The 16,948-nt window shown below is 72.6% G+C and carries 16 protein-coding genes; 10 read left to right on the top strand and 6 right to left on the bottom strand.

Annotation, left to right across the window (positions count from 1 at the left end):
• Positions 1-14: 14 nt before the first annotated feature.
• Positions 15-737, bottom strand: a complete 723-nt coding sequence (locus AB0K02_RS12320; RefSeq protein ID WP_365992313.1) for a lysophospholipid acyltransferase family protein — start codon at positions 735-737, stop codon at positions 15-17.
• Between the two features lie 244 nt (positions 738-981).
• Here AB0K02_RS12320 and AB0K02_RS12315 point away from each other — a divergent pair, with 244 nt between their 5' ends.
• The 5 genes from AB0K02_RS12315 (at position 982) to AB0K02_RS12295 (ending at position 5,555) form a co-directional block, all read left to right on the top strand.
• Entirely contained in the window at positions 982-1,308 is a 327-nt protein-coding gene (locus tag AB0K02_RS12315; RefSeq protein ID WP_365992312.1) for a thioredoxin family protein, read from the top strand.
• A gap of 199 nt (positions 1,309-1,507) precedes the next feature.
• On the top strand, positions 1,508-2,113 hold the full coding sequence (locus AB0K02_RS12310) for a flavin reductase family protein (protein WP_365992311.1): 606 nt from the start codon (positions 1,508-1,510) through the stop codon (positions 2,111-2,113).
• 181 nt (positions 2,114-2,294) lie between these two features.
• Entirely contained in the window at positions 2,295-3,080 is a 786-nt protein-coding gene (locus AB0K02_RS12305) for an electron transfer flavoprotein subunit beta/FixA family protein (protein ID WP_365992309.1), read from the top strand.
• A gap of 55 nt (positions 3,081-3,135) precedes the next feature.
• Entirely contained in the window at positions 3,136-4,098 is a 963-nt protein-coding gene (locus AB0K02_RS12300) for an electron transfer flavoprotein subunit alpha/FixB family protein (RefSeq protein ID WP_365992308.1), read from the top strand.
• 167 nt (positions 4,099-4,265) lie between these two features.
• A complete protein-coding gene (locus AB0K02_RS12295; RefSeq protein ID WP_365992307.1) occupies positions 4,266-5,555 on the top strand; it encodes an aldolase/citrate lyase family protein in 1,290 nt (429 codons plus the stop codon).
• Between the two features lie 215 nt (positions 5,556-5,770).
• Here the strand turns inward: AB0K02_RS12295 and AB0K02_RS12290 are convergent, their stop codons facing one another.
• Positions 5,771-6,751 (bottom strand): LacI family DNA-binding transcriptional regulator, encoded by a 981-nt coding sequence (locus tag AB0K02_RS12290; RefSeq protein ID WP_365992306.1) that lies wholly within the window; start codon positions 6,749-6,751, stop codon positions 5,771-5,773.
• A 227-nt stretch (positions 6,752-6,978) separates the two neighbouring features.
• Between AB0K02_RS12290 and AB0K02_RS12285 the strand changes: the two genes are divergently transcribed.
• Positions 6,979-7,938, top strand: coding sequence for an ROK family protein (locus tag AB0K02_RS12285; protein ID WP_365992305.1), 960 nt, complete (start codon positions 6,979-6,981; stop codon positions 7,936-7,938).
• A 151-nt stretch (positions 7,939-8,089) separates the two neighbouring features.
• On the opposite strand, the gene AB0K02_RS12280 is transcribed toward AB0K02_RS12285, so the two are convergent.
• A complete protein-coding gene (locus AB0K02_RS12280) occupies positions 8,090-8,266 on the bottom strand; it encodes a hypothetical protein (protein WP_365992304.1) in 177 nt (58 codons plus the stop codon).
• A gap of 166 nt (positions 8,267-8,432) precedes the next feature.
• Between AB0K02_RS12280 and AB0K02_RS12275 the strand changes: the two genes are divergently transcribed.
• Positions 8,433-9,467 carry an NUDIX domain-containing protein gene (locus tag AB0K02_RS12275; RefSeq protein ID WP_365992303.1) on the top strand — a complete coding sequence of 345 codons (1,035 nt, stop codon included), beginning with the start codon at positions 8,433-8,435 and terminating at the stop codon, positions 9,465-9,467.
• On the opposite strand, the gene AB0K02_RS12270 is transcribed toward AB0K02_RS12275, so the two are convergent.
• A complete protein-coding gene (locus tag AB0K02_RS12270; protein ID WP_365992302.1) occupies positions 9,441-10,148 on the bottom strand; it encodes an MBL fold metallo-hydrolase in 708 nt (235 codons plus the stop codon). The genes AB0K02_RS12275 and AB0K02_RS12270 overlap by 27 nt on opposite strands.
• A 96-nt stretch (positions 10,149-10,244) precedes the next feature.
• Positions 10,245-11,609, bottom strand: a complete 1,365-nt coding sequence (locus AB0K02_RS12265) for a dipeptidase (protein ID WP_365992301.1) — start codon at positions 11,607-11,609, stop codon at positions 10,245-10,247.
• A gap of 110 nt (positions 11,610-11,719) precedes the next feature.
• Between AB0K02_RS12265 and AB0K02_RS12260 the strand changes: the two genes are divergently transcribed.
• The 3 genes from AB0K02_RS12260 to AB0K02_RS12250 all read left to right on the top strand — a co-directional run bounded on the left by AB0K02_RS12260 (position 11,720) and on the right by AB0K02_RS12250 (position 15,395).
• Positions 11,720-12,988, top strand: a complete 1,269-nt coding sequence (locus AB0K02_RS12260) for a geranylgeranyl reductase family protein (protein ID WP_365992300.1) — start codon at positions 11,720-11,722, stop codon at positions 12,986-12,988.
• A 515-nt stretch (positions 12,989-13,503) separates the two neighbouring features.
• Entirely contained in the window at positions 13,504-14,733 is a 1,230-nt protein-coding gene (locus AB0K02_RS12255; RefSeq protein ID WP_365992299.1) for a sensor histidine kinase, read from the top strand.
• On the top strand, positions 14,730-15,395 hold the full coding sequence (locus AB0K02_RS12250; protein ID WP_365992298.1) for a response regulator transcription factor: 666 nt from the start codon (positions 14,730-14,732) through the stop codon (positions 15,393-15,395). The genes AB0K02_RS12255 and AB0K02_RS12250 overlap by 4 nt, the downstream gene beginning before the upstream one ends.
• A 66-nt stretch (positions 15,396-15,461) precedes the next feature.
• On the opposite strand, the gene AB0K02_RS12245 is transcribed toward AB0K02_RS12250, so the two are convergent.
• A complete protein-coding gene (locus tag AB0K02_RS12245) occupies positions 15,462-16,937 on the bottom strand; it encodes an MFS transporter (protein WP_365992297.1) in 1,476 nt (491 codons plus the stop codon).
• Between the last annotated feature and the right edge of the window lie 11 nt (positions 16,938-16,948).

Genomic DNA, 16,948 nt, shown 5'->3' with positions numbered 1-16,948 from the left:
CTGGGGCAGGGGCCTCAGCTGGCCTCGCGGACCTCGGCGGGCGTCGGTGCGGTGCCCCCCAGGTGCGCGGGGACCCACCAGGTGTCGCTCGCGTCCCTGGGACGCACCGGGTACGCGCGCTGGGCCGCCTCCAGCAGCTCCTGCACACGCTCGCGCAGCCGCCGCGTGAGGGCGCCCGCGTACTGGTCCGTCGGCGCCTCCATCGGCTCGCCCACCCGGATGGTCACCGGGATGTGCGAGCGCTTGAAGTTCCGCGGACGGCCCTTGGTCCACAGCCGCTGCGTACCCCACAGCGCCATCGGGATCAGCGGCACGCCGGCCTCCTGCGCCAGGCGTACGGCGCCCGACTTGAAGGACTTCAGCGTGAACGACTGGGAGATCGTCGCCTCCGGGAAGACGCCCACGATCTCGCCCGAGCGCAGCGACTCCAGCGCGTGCGCGTAGGCGGCCTCACCCTGCTTGCGGTCCACCGGGATGTGCTTCATGCCGCGCATCAGCGGTCCGGAGACCTTGTGGCGGAAGACCGAGTCCTTGGCCATGAAGCGGACCAGGCGCTTCTGCGGCAGCGCGGCGAGCCCGGTGAAGATGAAGTCCAGGTAGCTGATGTGGTTGCTGACCAGGACGGCGCCCCCAGAACGCGGAATGTTCTCCGATCCCTGAGTGTCGATCTTCAGGTCGAGCGCCTTGAACATCGTGAGTGCGGCGCCGATGACCGGCCGATAGACGAGCTCTGCCATCTGGGGAGGACCCTTTCGTCACGCCCGGGGAGGGTTCTCCCGGTGAAAGTTACGCTGCCGTAGGTTATCGGCATTGGAGGCGATCGTGCCCCATGTGGGGCGTACTGACCAGCCCTGGGGCCCGGTACGGGCGAGATTCTCATCACGTCCGGAGCCCCGTCGCCGCCCGTCCGCGCCCGTCACGGGGAATCATTGCCTTCCTGTGAACGCTACAGGGGGCACGACTCGACGGAGGTGGACCGACGTGCGCGCTGACGACCCGGAACGACGGCTCGGTGCGGCGGAGCTGGGCACGGGGCTCGGGCGGCGGGCGACGCTGGTCCAGTTCTCGACCGCCTTCTGCCAGCCCTGCCGTGCGACGCGCCGCACGCTGTCGGACGTCGCGGGCATGGTCGACGGTGTCGCGCACATCGAGATCGACGCCGAGGAACGGCTCGCACTCGTGCGGGACCTGGGCATCCGCAAGACGCCCACCGTCCTGGTGCTCGACTCCGCCGGGCGAGTCGTCACCCGGGCCTTTGGGGCACCCCGCAAGGCAGACGTCATCGCCGCGCTCGGGAAGGCCGTGTGACGTGCCGTGAGCCCGGTCGCACATTCCCGTGCGCACTTGACTGCACAGGGCAACGGTCGTCAGGCTGACGTCTGTGCCTCCAGTACTCCTTCTCTTCGGGCGGGTCCATGTGGACCTCGTCCGTCATGCGAGCGCGCGCTGTCCGGCTGACGTCGACGCCACAGCCGCCTAGTTCGCACCCATGCAGAAGGAATCCTCGATGACGGCCCCGACCGATCTCGGCACCGCACCCCTGACCTCTTCCTCCTCCGGCCTCGCCGCCCCCCTGCCCGGGTCCCCTGCCCGCCTCGTGGGCCCACAGCAGTCTCCGGCCGGCCGGCGTGCCGCCTCTCCCGCCGCCGACGAACTGCTGAAGTCGGTCTTCCGCCAGCACGCCGCCGGCGTCGCGGTGATCACCGCGCAGGGGGAACGTCCCGTCGGCTTCACCGCCACCTCGCTCACCTCCGTGGCCGCCGACCCGCCGCTGATCTCCTTCGGGGTGGGCACCGGATCGTCCAGCTGGCCCGTGGTCGCCGAGGCGGAGTACGTCGGCGTCCACATACTCGCCGAGCACCAGCGGGAGCTGGCCGCCACCTTCGCCCGCAGCGGCGCGGACCGTTTCGCCCCGCCCACCCGCTGGCGCACCGGCCCCGAGGGCGTGCCCGTCCTCGAAGGAGTGGTGGCGTGGCTGGCCGCCCGGGTGGTGGCACGCGTGCCCGCGGGAGACCATCGCCTCGTGATCGCCGAGGTCGTGACCGGGGACCCGGCCGGCGGAGGCCGTCCGCTGCTGTATCACCAGGGCCGCTTCACGGCGCTGCGCGACTGACCTGGCACGCCGTTGTCAAGGTCACAGTTCAAAGCGCTTGCTTAGCGGGAACAACCTCGGTGTACTGACGAGTAATATTTCGTTCGGAGCGCGGCCCGCCCCGACCGGGATCCGCCCCATCGGACGCCTATGCTGCGTTCACAAGGCAGTCCAGTAGAGACGATGCAGTAGGAGAGCCGGCGTGAGCCTGAGGATCGTTGTCTGTGTGAAGTACGTGCCCGACGCCACCGGCGACCGGCACTTCGCCGATGACCTGACCGTCGACCGCGACGACGTCGACGGCCTGCTGTCGGAGCTGGATGAGTACGCGGTCGAGCAGGCGCTGCAGATCGCGGAGGACGCCGACGACGCCGAGGTCACCGTGCTGACCGTCGGTCCGGAGGACGCCAAGGACGCGCTGCGCAAGGCTCTGTCGATGGGCGCGGACAAGGCGATCCACGTCGAGGACGACGACCTGCACGGCACCGACGTGATCGGCACCTCGCTGGTACTGGCCAAGGCGATCGAGAAGGCGGGCTACGACCTGGTCATCTCCGGCATGGCCTCCACGGACGGCACCATGGGCGTCGTTCCGGCGCTGCTGGCCGAGCGTCTGGGCGTCCCGCAGGTCACGCTGCTGTCCGAGGTCTCGGTCGAGGACGGCAAGGTGACCGGCCGCCGTGACGGCGACACCGCCTCCGAGCAGCTGGAGGCCTCCCTGCCGGCCGTCGTGTCCGTGACGGACCAGTCGGGCGAGGCGCGTTACCCGTCCTTCAAGGGCATCATGGCCGCCAAGAAGAAGCCGGTGGAGTCCTGGGACCTGGAGGACCTGGAGATCGACGCCGACGAGGTCGGTCTCGACGGCGCCTGGACCAAGGTCGACTCGGCCGCGGAGCGTCCGGCCCGTACCGCGGGCACGATCGTCAAGGACGAGGGCGAGGGCGGCAAGCAGCTCGCGGAGTTCCTCGCGAGCCAGAAGTTCATCTAAGGCTTCGGCCCCCCACTGCCCCCTCATACTTCGCAAGCAGGAGAGAAGAAGTCCCATGGCTGAAGTTCTCGTCTACGTCGACCACGTGGACGGTGCCGTCCGCAAGCCCACCCTGGAGCTGCTGACGCTGGCCCGCCGCATCGGCGAGCCCGTCGCCGTCGCCCTCGGCTCCGGTGCCGAGAACACCGCCGCCGCGCTCGCCGAGCACGGTGCCACCCGCGTGCTGACCGCCGACGCCCCTGAGTTCACCGAGTACCTCGTGGTGCCGAAGGTGGACGCGCTGCAGGCCGCGTACGAGGCCGTGTCGCCGGCCGCCGTGCTCGTCCCGTCCTCCGCCGAGGGCAAGGAGATCGCGGCCCGTCTCGCGGTCCGCATCGGCTCGGGCATCATCACCGACGCCGTCGACCTGGAGGCGGGTGACGAGGGTCCGGTCGCCACGCAGTCGGCGTTCGCCGCCTCGTTCACCACCAAGTCCCGCGTGTCCAAGGGCACCCCGGTCATCACGGTCAAGCCGAACTCGGCCGCCGTGGAGGCCGCCCCGGCCGCGGGCGCGGTCGAGGCCCTGTCCGTGTCGTTCTCCGACAAGGCCACCGGCACCAAGGTCGTCTCCCGCACGCCGCGTGAGTCGACCGGCCGTCCGGAGCTGACCGAGGCCGCGATCGTGGTCTCCGGCGGCCGTGGCGTCAACGGCGCGGAGAACTTCGCGGTCATCGAGGCGCTCGCCGACTCGCTCGGCGCGGCCGTCGGCGCCTCGCGTGCCGCCGTGGACGCCGGCTGGTACCCGCACACCAACCAGGTCGGCCAGACCGGCAAGTCCGTCTCGCCGCAGCTGTACATCGCCTCCGGCATCTCCGGTGCGATCCAGCACCGCGCGGGCATGCAGACCTCGAAGACGATCGTGGCGATCAACAAGGACGCCGAGGCCCCGATCTTCGACCTGGTCGACTACGGCGTGGTCGGCGACCTGTTCGACGTCGTCCCGCAGCTCACCGAAGAGGTCAAGTCCCGCAAGGGCTGACCGCACATCTTCCCGGCAGGGGCCGCGTGGTGATCTTCACCGCGCGGCCCCTGTCCGTTGTGGCGGACCATTGACGCAGATCACGGGCTCCCGTTAACTTCGTTCAACAGAATGTTGATTCCGTGAAGCGGAAAGCACGGACACAGGGATCTGCGGAGGGTGTGGGAATGGGTCAGCAGGAGAAGGTGGCGACGAGTCTCGCCGGCGCGGTCAGTGAGGGCATCGGCGCCTCCCTGGCGACGGTGGACGCGGAGCTCGCCCGCCGGTACCCAGGAGACCCCGGCACGCGCCAGCCCGTGCACACCGTCTACGTCCCGGGCAATGCCTTCGCCGCCGACACCGTCCGTACCTGGGGCGACGCTGCCCTGGCGGCGCTCGACGAGCACGCACCCGACGCCGCCGGCCTCGCCCGCGTCCTCGGCCTGAGCGACGACATGGCCGAGCCGGTGTACACGCGAGTACGCGCCAAGTTGGAGCGCGAGCCGATCGAGGACCTGCGCGTCGACTTCGAGGACGGTTACGCGGGCACCGACGAGGACGCCGACGCCGCACGCGCCGCCCGGCTGATCTCGCAGGCGTACGCGAACGGCACCGCCGCGCCCTACATGGGCATCCGCATGAAGTGCATGGAGGCCGCCGTACGCGACCGTGGCATCCGCACCCTCGACATCTTCCTCACCGGCCTGATGGAGGCCGGCGGCCTGCCCGACGGGCTCGTCCTCACCCTGCCCAAGGTCACATACGCCGAGCAGGTCTCCGCGATGGTGCGGCTCGTCGCGGAGTTCGAGAAGGCGCGCGGCCTGGAGAGCGGCCGCATCGGCTTCGAGATCCAGATCGAGACCAGCCAGTCCATCCTCGGCCCCGACGGCACCGCCACCGTCGCGCGCATGATCGACGCCGCCGAGGGCCGGGCCACCGGACTGCACTACGGCACCTTCGACTACAGCGCCTGCCTCGGTGTCAGCGCCGCCCACCAGGCCAGCGACCACCCCGCGGCCGACCACGCCAAGGCGGTCATGCAGGTCGCCGCGGCCGGCACCGGCGTACGGGTTTGCGACGGATCGACCAACGTCCTGCCCGTCGGGCCCACCGAGAAGGTCCACGACGCCTGGCGCCTGCACTACGGCCTCACCCGCCGCGCCCTCGCGCGTGCGTACTACCAGGGGTGGGACATGCACCCCGGCCACCTGCCCACCCGCTACGCCGCCGTCTTCGCCTTCTACCGCGAGGGCTTCGAGCAGGCCGCGGCCCGGCTGTCCGCCTACGCCACCCACGCGGGCGGCGACGTCATGGACGAGCCCGCCACGGCCAAGGCCCTGAGCTCCTACCTGCTGCGTGGCATCGACTGCGGCGCGCTCGACACCGCGGAGGTCGCCCGGCTGACCGGTCTCACGCGCGCCGACCTCGACGGCTTCGCGGCGCCCCGGCGCGGGGAGCTGACGGCCACAGCCGAGTGACAGCCGGCACCGGGCCCGCCGCTGCTCCTCGGGCTGTCCGCCGTCGTGGGCGTGTCCCAGGAACGGGGCAGGTCCGCTGACGGCAGTCCCTGGTCCCGGCACCGCCGGGATCAGGCCGGCGGGGGGTCTCCGGGTCGTGCCGCGGGATCAGGCCGGCGGGGGGTCTTCGAGTCGCGCTGCGGGATCAGGCCGGCGTCTCCCCGGCACCGCCGGGATCAGGCCGGCGGGGGGATCTCCCCGGAGCCGCGCGGGATGAGGACGGTCTCCAGCGTGACCTGCGCCGGTTCCTCGTTCACTCCGTCCAGCCTGCGGAACAGCCGCTCCGCCGCCGTACGGCCCAGGGCGGCCGCGTCCTGGGCGATCACCGTGATGCCGAGCAGGTCGGCGAGCTCGATGTCGTCGAAGCCGACCAGCGCGACCGGCTCCTCGCGTCCGGCGAGGAGCCGGACGACCGTCACCGTGACCCGGTTGTTCCCCGCGAAGATGGCGGTCACCGGCTCGGGGGCGCCCAGTACCGACGTCACCGCCTCGCGCACGCGCTCCGGCGCCGTGGAGCCCAGCGAGACCCAGGAGTCGTCGATCTCCAGACCGGCGTCCTCCATCGCCGCGCGATAGCCGCGCAGTCGCTCGACCGCGGTGTGGATGCGCGGCTGGTCGCCGATGAAGGCGATGCGCCGGTGGCCGTGTGCTATCAGATGCGCCACGCCCGCGCGTGCTCCGCCGAAGCTGTCGGACAGCACCGTGTCCGCCTCGATCCGGCCGGCCGGACGGTCGACGAACACCGTGGCCACGCCCGCCTTGATCTCCGGCTCCAGGTAGCGGTGGTCGTGACCCGCGGGGATCACGATGAGCCCGTCCACCCGGCGCGCGCACAGGGCGAGCGCCAACTCCTGTTCGCGGTCGGGGTCCTCGGCGCTGGAGCCGTTGATCAGCAGGGCGCCGTGCGCCCGGGCCACTTCCTCCACGGCCCGGCTGAGCGGCCCGTAGAAGGGGTCGGCGAGGTCCTCCAGCACCAGTCCGATGGACGCGGTGCGGCCCTTCCGGAGCACCCGCGCGCTGTCGTTGCGGCGGAAGCCCAGTGACTCGATGGCCTCCTGCACCCGCCGCTCGGTGTCCGGCGTGACGCCCGGTTCGCCGTTGACCACGCGCGAGACGGTCTTGAGGCCCACTCCCGCGCGGGCTGCGACGTCCTTCATCGTCGGCCGATTTCCGTAGCGGGGCTCGGGACCTCGAGGGCTTCCCGGCGGCTGCGGGGGACGAGTCGTATCGGCCACGGTGAGCTTTCTGTCCGACGGCAGGCGGTCGCGTTCGATGGTATGGGATGGTGTGGCGTCGGGCATAGGGCCTGGACAACGTTGTCAGGGCAATGGAGACTGTTGTCGAATCCGCAGGTCCGACAGTCTCTCCGGGGGATCGCACACCGATGCACACCAGCCTCGTCGCCGCTCTCGACATCGGCGGTACCAAGATCGCCGGCGCGTTGGTCGACGGGGGTGGCGCTCTCCTGCTGCGGGCGCAGCGCCCCACGCCGGCCCGGGAGAGCGGTGACGCGGTGATGCACGCGGTGGAAGGCGTCCTCGCCGAGCTGACGGCGTCGCCGCTGTGGCCAGGGGTACGGGCGGTCGGCATCGGCAGCGCGGGGCCGGTGGACCGCTCGGCCGGTACGGTCAGCCCGGTCAACGTCCCCGGCTGGCGCGACTTCCCGCTGGTCGAGCGGGTGTCACGGGCCGTCGGCGGTCTGCCCGTCGAGCTCGTCGGCGACGGCGTGGCGATGACGGCGGCCGAGCACTGGCTCGGCGCGGCCCGGGGATACGACAACGCGCTGTGCATGGTCGTCTCGACCGGCGTCGGCGGCGGTCTGGTGCTGAACGGCCGTCTGCACGCGGGCCCCACGGGCAACGCCGGGCACATCGGCCACATCAGCGTCGATCTGGACGGCGACGCCTGCCCGTGCGGGTCGCGCGGCTGTCTGGAGCGGATAGCCAGCGGCCCCAACATCGCCCGTCGTGCCGTGGAGAACGGCTGGCGTCCCGGTGCCGACGGCGACGCGACCGCTGCCGCCGTGGCCGAGGCGGCGCGCGCCGGCGACCCGGTCGCGACCGCCTCGTTCGAGCGCGCCGCCCAGGCGCTCGCCGCCGGGATCGCCGCCACCGCGACGCTGGTGGAGATCGACATCGCCGTGATCGGCGGGGGTGTCGCGGGCGCGGGGGACGTGCTCTTCACCCCGCTGCGCCGGGCCCTGCGCGACTACGCGACGCTGTCGTTCGTGCGGCGTCTGACGGTGGCGCCGGCGCGGATGGGCACGGACGCCGGTCTCGTGGGCGCGGCGGCGGCGGCGACGCTGGGCCGGGGCGAGACGGCGGTGGGAGCGGGCCGGGCATAGCCCTTGGGCGGGCGGCGTACCGCGCACAGCCCTTGGGCGGGCGGCGTACCGGGTTACGCGCCGGGGCGCGACCGAGTCCGTGACGGTCGTCCGCTCGGGGTGGGCCCTGCGTCTCGGGACCGGGACCCGGACGGAGCTCCCACCGAGGCGGTCACCAGGAGCGGTCCCCCTGCTGCTGCGGGACGACCACCAGGAACGCGTCCGACTCCAGGTCCATCACCACCTCGGCCGCCAGCCCCTCGTCCCGGCGGTGCCGGGCGTACTCCTCGGCGGCCCAGCTGCCCCGCGGATCTCCTGCCGGGAACTTCTCCAGAACAGTGCGGCGCATCGCGCACCCCCTCGTCTCTCCCGCTCCAACGACGGTCCCTCGGCAGGTGTCACGGGCAACGGCCCGGCCACAGTTCCGTCCCCGATCAGCCAACCCGTTCCGGCCCGGTGTTTCCGTGGCAGGGTGATGCGGGCAAGCCACTGTGGGCAACGGAAGAGGGGGACCCGTGATCGTCTGGATCAACGGTGCGTTCGGAGCGGGCAAGACCACTGCCGCACGCGAACTGATCGATCTGATCCCCAACAGCACCCTGTTCGACCCCGAGCTCGTCGGCGCCGGTCTGCGGTACGTGCTGCCGCAGAAGCGTCTCGACGACGTCGGCGACTTCCAGGACCTTCCCATCTGGCGGCGGCTCGTCGTGGACACCGCTGCCGCGCTCCTCGCCGAGCTGAGCGGGGTGCTGGTCGTGCCGATGACCCTGCTGCGTCAGGAGTACCGCGACGAGGTGTTCGGCGGGCTCGCCGCGCGGCGCATCCCCGTCCACCATGTGCTGCTGCGCCCGGATGAAACGATCCTGCGCGCACGAACAGCGGGCCGGCCCGTGCCCGACGCCCCGGACGGCGACCAGCGCGTCAGGCAGTGGTCGTTCGACCGCATCGATGCCTACCGCGCCGCGCTCGGCTGGCTCACCGCCGACGCGCACGTGATCGACACCAGCGGTATCGATCCGCGCGAAACGGCCCGGCGCATCGCCGCGGCCGTACGGTCGGGAGCCGCGGCCGCCTGCGAGATCGTCCAGACGCCCGAGCCCACCGCGGAGACCGTCGCCGCGGGCGTGCTCCTCTTCGACGAGCAGGACCGGGTGCTGCTCGTCGACCCGACCTACAAGCCCGGATGGGAGTTCCCCGGCGGCGTCGTCGAGCGGGGAGAGCCGCCGGCACGGGCGGGGATGCGGGAGGTCGCCGAGGAACTCGGCCTCGATCTGGCCGATGTCCCCCGGCTGCTCGTCGTCGACTGGGAGACCCCCCGGGCGCCGCGCTTCGGCGGACTGCGGCTCCTGTTCGACGGCGGCCGGCTCCTGGACGCCGACGCGCGGCGCATACGCCTGCCCGGACCGGAGCTGCGCGACTGGCGGTTCGTGGGCGAGCAGGAGGCCGCGCACCTGCTGCCGCCCGCGCGCTACGAACGGCTGCGCTGGGCGCTGCGCGCCCGTGAACGCGGCACCGTGCTCAACCTAGAGGCCGGCATCCCGGTCGGCTGACGCCTCCGCCGCGTCCAGCAGCGCCGCGGTGGCGTTCCCGGTCAGCGGGTCGCCGTGGCCGAAGCAGACCGTCGACGGCGCGAGCGAGGCCAGCCGGCGCATCGACACCTGCGCCGTGGCCCGGTCCACGTTGAACACCCCGAGCATCACCTGCCCGACCCCCGCCACGCAGTCACCTGTGAACAGCACCCCCTGGTGGGGCAGGTGGACGCCGATCGAGCCGTCGGTGTGACCGGGCGAGTGGACCACGCGCGCACCGCCGCCGAAGTCCAGCACGTCGCCGTCCTCGAGCTCCCGGTCCACCCGGGTCGGCGGCGCGGGCGGCACCGTGAGCCCGTGCTCGTACAGCGGGACCTCCCAGTCCAGCAGTACGGGCTCGGGCACGGGCGCCTCGCCCCGTACCACCGGGGCGTCGAGGCGGTGGGCCAGCACCTCGGCCCCGTACCGCGCGGCCAGCTCGCCGGCCGCGCCCACGTGGTCGCGGTGGCAGTGCGTCAGAACGATCCGCCGGAGGGCCGCCGGATCGAGCCCCGCCCCCCGTATCGCCCCCTCGATCAGCGGCGCGGCGTCCCGGTGGCCCGCGTCGACGAGCGTCAGCTCGTCGCCGTCGTGCCACAGGTAGGCCTGGCCGACCGGGAAGCGGAACATGTGCAGCTGCGGCAGTACCTGGATGACGTCCATGCGGCGAACGTACGCACAGGAGCACGCCCGCCGCCCGGAACTACGCTGCCGGCGATCTTCGCCGAGCGCGGAATCGCCTCCCCGCCCGGCAGGCGGTCAACCCCGCTTGGACTCGGCGTAGTTCGCCAGGAACAGCGCCTCCGCGACCGACAGCCGCTCCAGCTCCTCGGGGGACACGCTCTCGTTCACCGCGTGGATCTGCGCCTCCGGCTCGCTGAGCCCGATCAGCAGGATCTCCGCCTTCGGGTACAGCGCGGCGAGCGTGTTGCACAGCGGGATGGAGCCGCCCATCCCGGACGCCTGCATCTCCTCGCCCGGGTACGCCACGCGCATCGCCTCGGCCATCGAGGTGTAGGCGGGGCTGGTCACGTCCGCCTGGAACGGCTGGCCCTGACCCACCTGCTCCAGCGTCACGCGCGCGTTCCACGGAGTGTGCTTCTCGATGTGCGCGAACAGCAGCTTCGTCGCCTCCGCGGCGTCCTGGCCCGGCGGCACCCGCAGGCTGATCTGCGCCCGCGCGCTCGCCGGGATGGAGGGCGTGGCGCCCGCGACGGGGTGGCAGTCGATGCCGATCACGGTCACGGCGGGGCGGGCCCAGATCCGGTCGGCGACCGTGCCGTTGCCGGGCAGGCCGACACCGTCGAGGACCTTGGCGTCCTTGCGGAACTCCTCCTCCGGGTACTGCAGTCCCTCCCATTCGGCCTGCGCGGGAAGGCCGTCGATCACCGTCGACCCGTCCTCGGCGCGCAGCGAGTCCAGGACGCGGATCAACGCGGCCAGCGCGTCGGGCGCGGCCCCGCCGAACTGGCCCGAGTGCAGGTTCCCTTCGAGCGTGTCGACCTGGACGCGGATCATGGTCATTCCGCGCAGCGTCGCCGTCACCGTCGGCAGGCCCACCCGGAAGTTCCCGGTGTCGCCGATCACGACCGCGTCGGCCGCGAGCAGGTCCGGGTGCTCCTCCGCGTACCGCTCGAGGCCGCCCGTGCCCTGCTCCTCCGAACCCTCGACGACGACCTTCACCGAGACCGGCACGCCGCCGTTCGCCTTGAGGGCGCGCAGCGCGAGCAGGTGCATGATGAAGCCGCCCTTGCAGTCGGCCGTGCCGCGCCCGTACCAGCGGCCGTCGCGCTCGGTCAGCTCGAACGGCGGGCTCACCCAGGCGGCTTCGTCCAGCATCGGCTGCACGTCGTAGTGCGCGTACAGCAGGACGGTCGGCGCGCCCTCCGGGCCGGGCAGGAGCCCGTACACCGACTGCGATCCGTCCGGGGTGTCGAGCAGCGCGACGTCCTGGAACCCCTCCGCGCGCAACGCGTCCGCCACCCAGCCGGCCGCCGCCTCGCACTCGCTGCGCGGCGCCACCGCCTCGTCCGCCACCGACTGGAACGCCACCAGTTCGGCGAGCTCCGCCTTGGCACGGGGCATCAGCGAGGCGACGGTCTCGGCGATCGGATTCGCGGTCATGGGCACGCTCCTTGTGGGTGCGACGTTGTGCGATGTGTGTACGGCGAATGTGTGGTCGATCCTCCCACAGGGGGTGGGTGCGCTCCGCGCCGTAGGATGCGGTCGAGAGCATGGGCCATGGGTCGGATCGGGAGCAGAAGTACATCGTGAGCAGCGAGAACGATGCCACCGGAGCAGAGGCGGCACAGGAGCTTGGCGAGGGTCCCACCTGGGACGTCGTCGTGGTCGGCGCAGGACCCGCAGGAGCCTCGGCGGCGTACGCGGCGGCGGTGAGCGGTCGCAGGGTGCTGCTCCTGGAGAAGGCCGGACTGCCCCGCTACAAGACCTGCGGCGGCGGCATCATCGGCCCCTCGCGCGACAGCCTCCCGCCCGGCTTCGAACTGCCCCTGCGCGACAAGGTGCACGCCGTCACCTTCTCGCTGAACGGGAAGCTGGCCCGCACCCGCCGCTCCAAGCGGATGCTCTTCGGTCTGATCAACCGTCCGGAGTTCGACGCCGGCCTGGTCGAGCAGGCGGAGAAGGCGGGCGCGGTCGTGCGCACGGGCGTCACCGTCTCCCGTGTGGAGCAGCACGGTCCAGCCGTCCCCGACCGGCGCACGGTCGCCGTCGTGCTCTCGGACGGCGAGACGGTGCTGGCCCGCGCGGTCGTCGGGGCCGATGGCAGCGCCAGCCGGATAGGAGCTCACGTGGGGGTGAAGCTCGATCAGGTGGACCTCGGCCTGGAGGCGGAGATCCCGGTACCGGACACGGTCGCGGAGGACTGGGCGGGCCGGGTGCTCATCGACTGGGGTCCGATGCCCGGCAGTTACGGCTGGGTGTTCCCGAAGGGCCGGACGCTGACGGTCGGCGTGATCTCGGCGCGCGGCGAGGGCGCGGCGACCAAGCGGTATCTGGAGGACTTCATCGCCCGGCTGGGGCTGGCGGGTTTCGAGCCGGCCATCTCCTCCGGGCACCTGACGCGCTGCCGCAGCGACGACTCGCCGCTGTCGCGCGGCCGGGTGCTGGTCTGCGGGGACGCGGCGGGGCTCCTGGAGCCGTGGACCAGGGAGGGCATCTCCTTCGCCCTTCGGTCCGGGCGGCTCGCGGGGGAGTGGGCGGTGCGGATCGCCGAGGCGCACGACGCCGTGGACGCCCGCAGGCAGGCGCTCAACTACGCGTTCGCCATCAAGGCGGGGCTGGGTGTGGAGATGGCGGTCGGCAGGCGGATGCTCGCCGTCTTCGCGCGCAGGCCCGGTCTGCTGCACGCGGCGATCACCGGGTTCCGGCCCGCCTGGACCGCCTTCACCGACATCACGCGCGGGGCGACGTCGCTCGCGGGGCTGGTGCGGACGCACTCGCTGGCGCGGCGCGCGCTGGACGTGCTGGACAAGCGCGCGTAAGGGGGGCGTACGGCCCGGTCGCGGGCGCCCACGCGGCGGAGGCGGCCGGCCGGCCCGTCTGTGCGGCTCTCGGTCCGGTCACCGGTTCCGGTTCCGGGCCCGTCGCCGCGCCGGCTGACGCGGGCCCGGCGCCGCGACCGCGATCCGGGATCTCCTCCGAGCGGTCCGGTCAGTTCGAGCGGGTCACCGAGAACCGCGGCGCGTTCGTCGAACACTGTCCCGCGGCCGGACCGCACCCCGGTCAGGCCGCCGGCACGCCGCCGGGCTCAAGGAACCGGGCGTCGGCACGGCGCTCACCGTCCTCGTCGCCCCCCTGATCCGCGTCGTCCTGCTGCCGGTGACGATGCGGCTCGCGGGCAGGGCCAACGGGTGGGCGCCGAAGCACCTGCACCGGCTGCACGCCCGCTTCGGCCTCGCGGAGGCCCCGCGCCCCGGCCCGTACTGCGCAGGGAGTACGTGTGACCGCCACGCCGGGGTGACGTCCCCGTCCCGCGCCCGGGTCTAGCGTGGCCGGTATGGAACAGCGGCGCGCGCACAGGTGCGGTGGTCCACCCCGGGCACGGGGCGGACCACCGCTGATGCGTCAGTGGGAGGAACGGCGCAGCCGGGGCCGGATCCCCTGGGTGTCGACCGCGGCGCTGGCCGTCTTCGTCGTGGTCGGCACCGGCTTCGCCGCCGAGGGGCAGCCCGGGCGGGAACCGCTCGACGCCTTCGCGCGCGTCCTGCTCCTGATCGGCCCCGCGCTGCTCCTGCTGCGCATCCGCCACCCGGTCGTCGCGGTGTCGGGCGTGTGCGCGAGCGCCTTCGTCTACTTCGCGGCCGGCTACCCCTACGGACCGGTCTTCCTCACCATCGCCGTCGGCTGCTTCGCCGCGATCGTCGCCGGGCACCGGCGCGCCGCCTGGTGGTCCATCGGTCTGCTGTGGGCGGGCCACCTCATGATCGCGCACTGGCTCTACCGCTATCTGCCGCCGGGCGGCGACGACGCCGCTCCCTGGGGCCAGGAGGTCTTCGTCACCGCCTGGGTGGTGGCCGTCGTCGCCGCGTCGGAACTGGTCCGCGTGCGACGTGAGGTGTGGGCCCGGGAGCGTGCAGAGCGGGCAGCCGCCGAGAAGCGCCGCGCCGACGAGGAACGGCTGCGGATCGCCCGCGAACTGCACGACGTCCTCGCCCACTCCCTGTCCGTCGTCAACGTCCAGGCGGGCGTGGGCCTCGCCCTCCTCGACTCCGACCCCGAACAGGCGCGGGCCGCGCTGACCACCATCAAGGCCGCGAGCAAGGAGGCCCTCGGCGAGGTACGCCAGGTGCTCGACACCCTGCGGACCCCCGGCGACGCCCCCCGCGCGCCCGCCCCCGGCCTGGCGCGCCTTCCCGAACTCGTCGAGCAGGCGGCGAGCACCGGACTCACCGTCGACGTCGACACGGTGGGCTCCCTGCCCCCGTTGTCGCCCGGCGCGGACCTGGCCGCCTTCCGGATCGTGCAGGAGGCGCTGACGAACGTCGTCCGGCACTCGGGTTCGCGCACGGCCCGGGTGCGCATCGCCTACGCCGCGGGCCGGCTCGACCTGCGGATCGACGACGACGGCCCCGCCACCGGCTCCGACGCCGGGGGCAGCGGCAACGGACTGGCGGGCATGCGGGAGCGGGCCGCCGCCCTCGGTGGCACCATCGAGGCGGGTCCGCGGCCGGACGGCGGCTTCCGGGTCCGCGCCGAACTGCCCGCGCAGCCCAGGGAGACGACGTGATCCGCGTACTGCTCGCCGACGACCAGATGCTGGTGCGGGCCGGTTTCCGGGCGCTGCTCGACGCCCAGCGGGACATCGAGGTCGCCGGTGAGGCGTCGGACGGCGAGGAGGCTGTGCGCCTGGTGGGCGAACTGCGCCCGGACGTCGTCCTGATGGACATCCGTATGCCGGTGCTCGACGGTCTCGCCGCGACGCGCCGGATCACCGGTGACGAGCGCCTGAGGGACGTCAGGGTGGTCATGCTCACCACCTTCGAGCTGGACGAGTACGTCTTCGAGGCGATCCGCTCCGGGGCCTCCGGTTTCCTCGTGAAGGACACGGAACCGGAGGAACTGCTGCGCGCCGTACGGGCGGTGGTCGAGGGCGACGCGCTGCTGTCGCCGGGCGTCACCCGGCGGCTGATCGCGGAGTTCGCGGCCCGGTCCAGGGCTCCGGCGAAGGCCGGGGGACTCGACCGGCTCACGGAGCGCGAACGGGAGGTGATGGCGCTGGTCGGGATCGGTCTGTCCAACGAGGAGATCGCCCGCCGCCTGGTCGTCAGCCCGCTCACCGCCAAGACGCATGTGAGCCGGACGATGGTCAAGCTGGGCGCCCGCGACCGGGCCCAACTGGTCGTGCTCGCCTACGAGTCGGGCCTCGTCCGGCCCGGCTGGCTGGGCTGAGCCGGGAGCCGTGGAGCGGCCGGCGGGCAGGTGCCCGCCGGCCGCGTTCCCGTGGCGGTGCGGCTGTCAGTCGCCGACCTTCACCCGCTCCGGAGCCGGAACGGAGGCGGCGACGACGACCGACTCCCCGGTGGCGCGCCGCGCACGCAGTCCGGTGAGCGTGATCAGCAGTCCGACGGCCGCGATCGCCGTGACGACCACCAGGCCCGGCCGGAAGCTGTCCAGCACCTCCTGCGCGGAGCGGCCGTTCTCGCCGCCCGCGGTGATCACAGCGGTGACGACGGCCAGGAAGACGGCGCCGCCGACCTGGATCGAGGTGTTCAGCAGGCCGGACACCATGCCCTGCTCGTGGTCCTCGACGCCGTTGGTGGCCTGGATGTTGAGCGACGGGAAGACCAGTGCGCACGCCGCGCCGAGCAGCAGCATCGACGGCAGGATCACGGCGGCGTACGTGGGCGTCAGGTCGATCTGGAGGAAGAGCGCGTACGCGACGACCAGCAGCGAGAACCCGGTGGCGATCACGCGGGGCGTCCCGAAGCGGTCCACGAACGAGCCGATCTTCGTCGCGGACAGCGCGACCAGCGCGCCCGCGGGCAGGAACGCGAGCGCGGTCTGCAGGGCCGACCAGCCGAGCAGCGACTGCATGTACTGGGTCACCAGGAACTGGAAGCCCACGTACGAACCGAAGAAGAACGCCGCGCCGAGGTTCGCCCGGATCTGGTTGCCGGAGCGCAGCACGCCCAGCCGGATGAGCGGGTGCGCGCTGCGGCGCTCGATGGTGACGAACGCGGCGAGCAGGATCGCGGTGGCGGTGAAGGAGAGCAGCGTCTGCGCGGAGGCCCAGCCCACCTCGGGCGCCTGGACGACGGTGAAGACGAGCAGGAGCATCGACAGTGTGCCGGTGACGGCGCCGGGCAGGTCGTAGCCCTTGCCGGAGTCCTCCCGGCTGCTGCGCGGGATCAGCCTGACGCCGGCGACGAGCGCGATCAGCGCGATCGGCGCGGGCAGCAGCATGGTCAGCCGCCAGCTCACCTCGGTCAGCAGTCCGGAGAGCACGAGGCCCATGGAGAAGCCGGTGGCGGCGCAGGTGGTGTAGATCGACAGCGCGCGGTTGCGCTGCGGGCCCTCCTTGAAGGTCGTGGTGATGATCGACAGGCCGGCGGGTGCCGTGAAGGCGGCGCTGAGACCCTTGACGAAGCGGCTGACGATCAGCAGCGGGCCGGAGTCGACGAGGCCGCCGAGCAGGGAGGCCAGCGCGAAGACGGCGAGGGCGACGAGGAAGACGCGGCGGCGTCCGAGCAGGTCGGCGGCGCGGCCGCCGAGGAGCAGCAGGCCGCCGTAGCCGAGGATGTAGCCGCTGACGATCCACTGCAGGGTCGAGGTGGACAGGTCGAGATCGGTGGCGATCGAGGGAAGCGCGACACCGACCATCGAGACATCGAGGGCGTCGAGGAACATCGCGGCGCAGAGCACGAGCAGGGTGCCCCACAGGCGTGGGCTCCAGCGGTCCTGCGATGTGGGGACGTCGATCGGAGAGGTCATGCGGAGCACAC

It is taken from the genome of Streptomyces sp. NPDC049597 (assembly GCF_040675505.1).
Lineage (GTDB): Bacteria > Actinomycetota > Actinomycetes > Streptomycetales > Streptomycetaceae > Streptomyces.
This window is presented reverse-complemented; position numbering and strand designations above follow the sequence as displayed.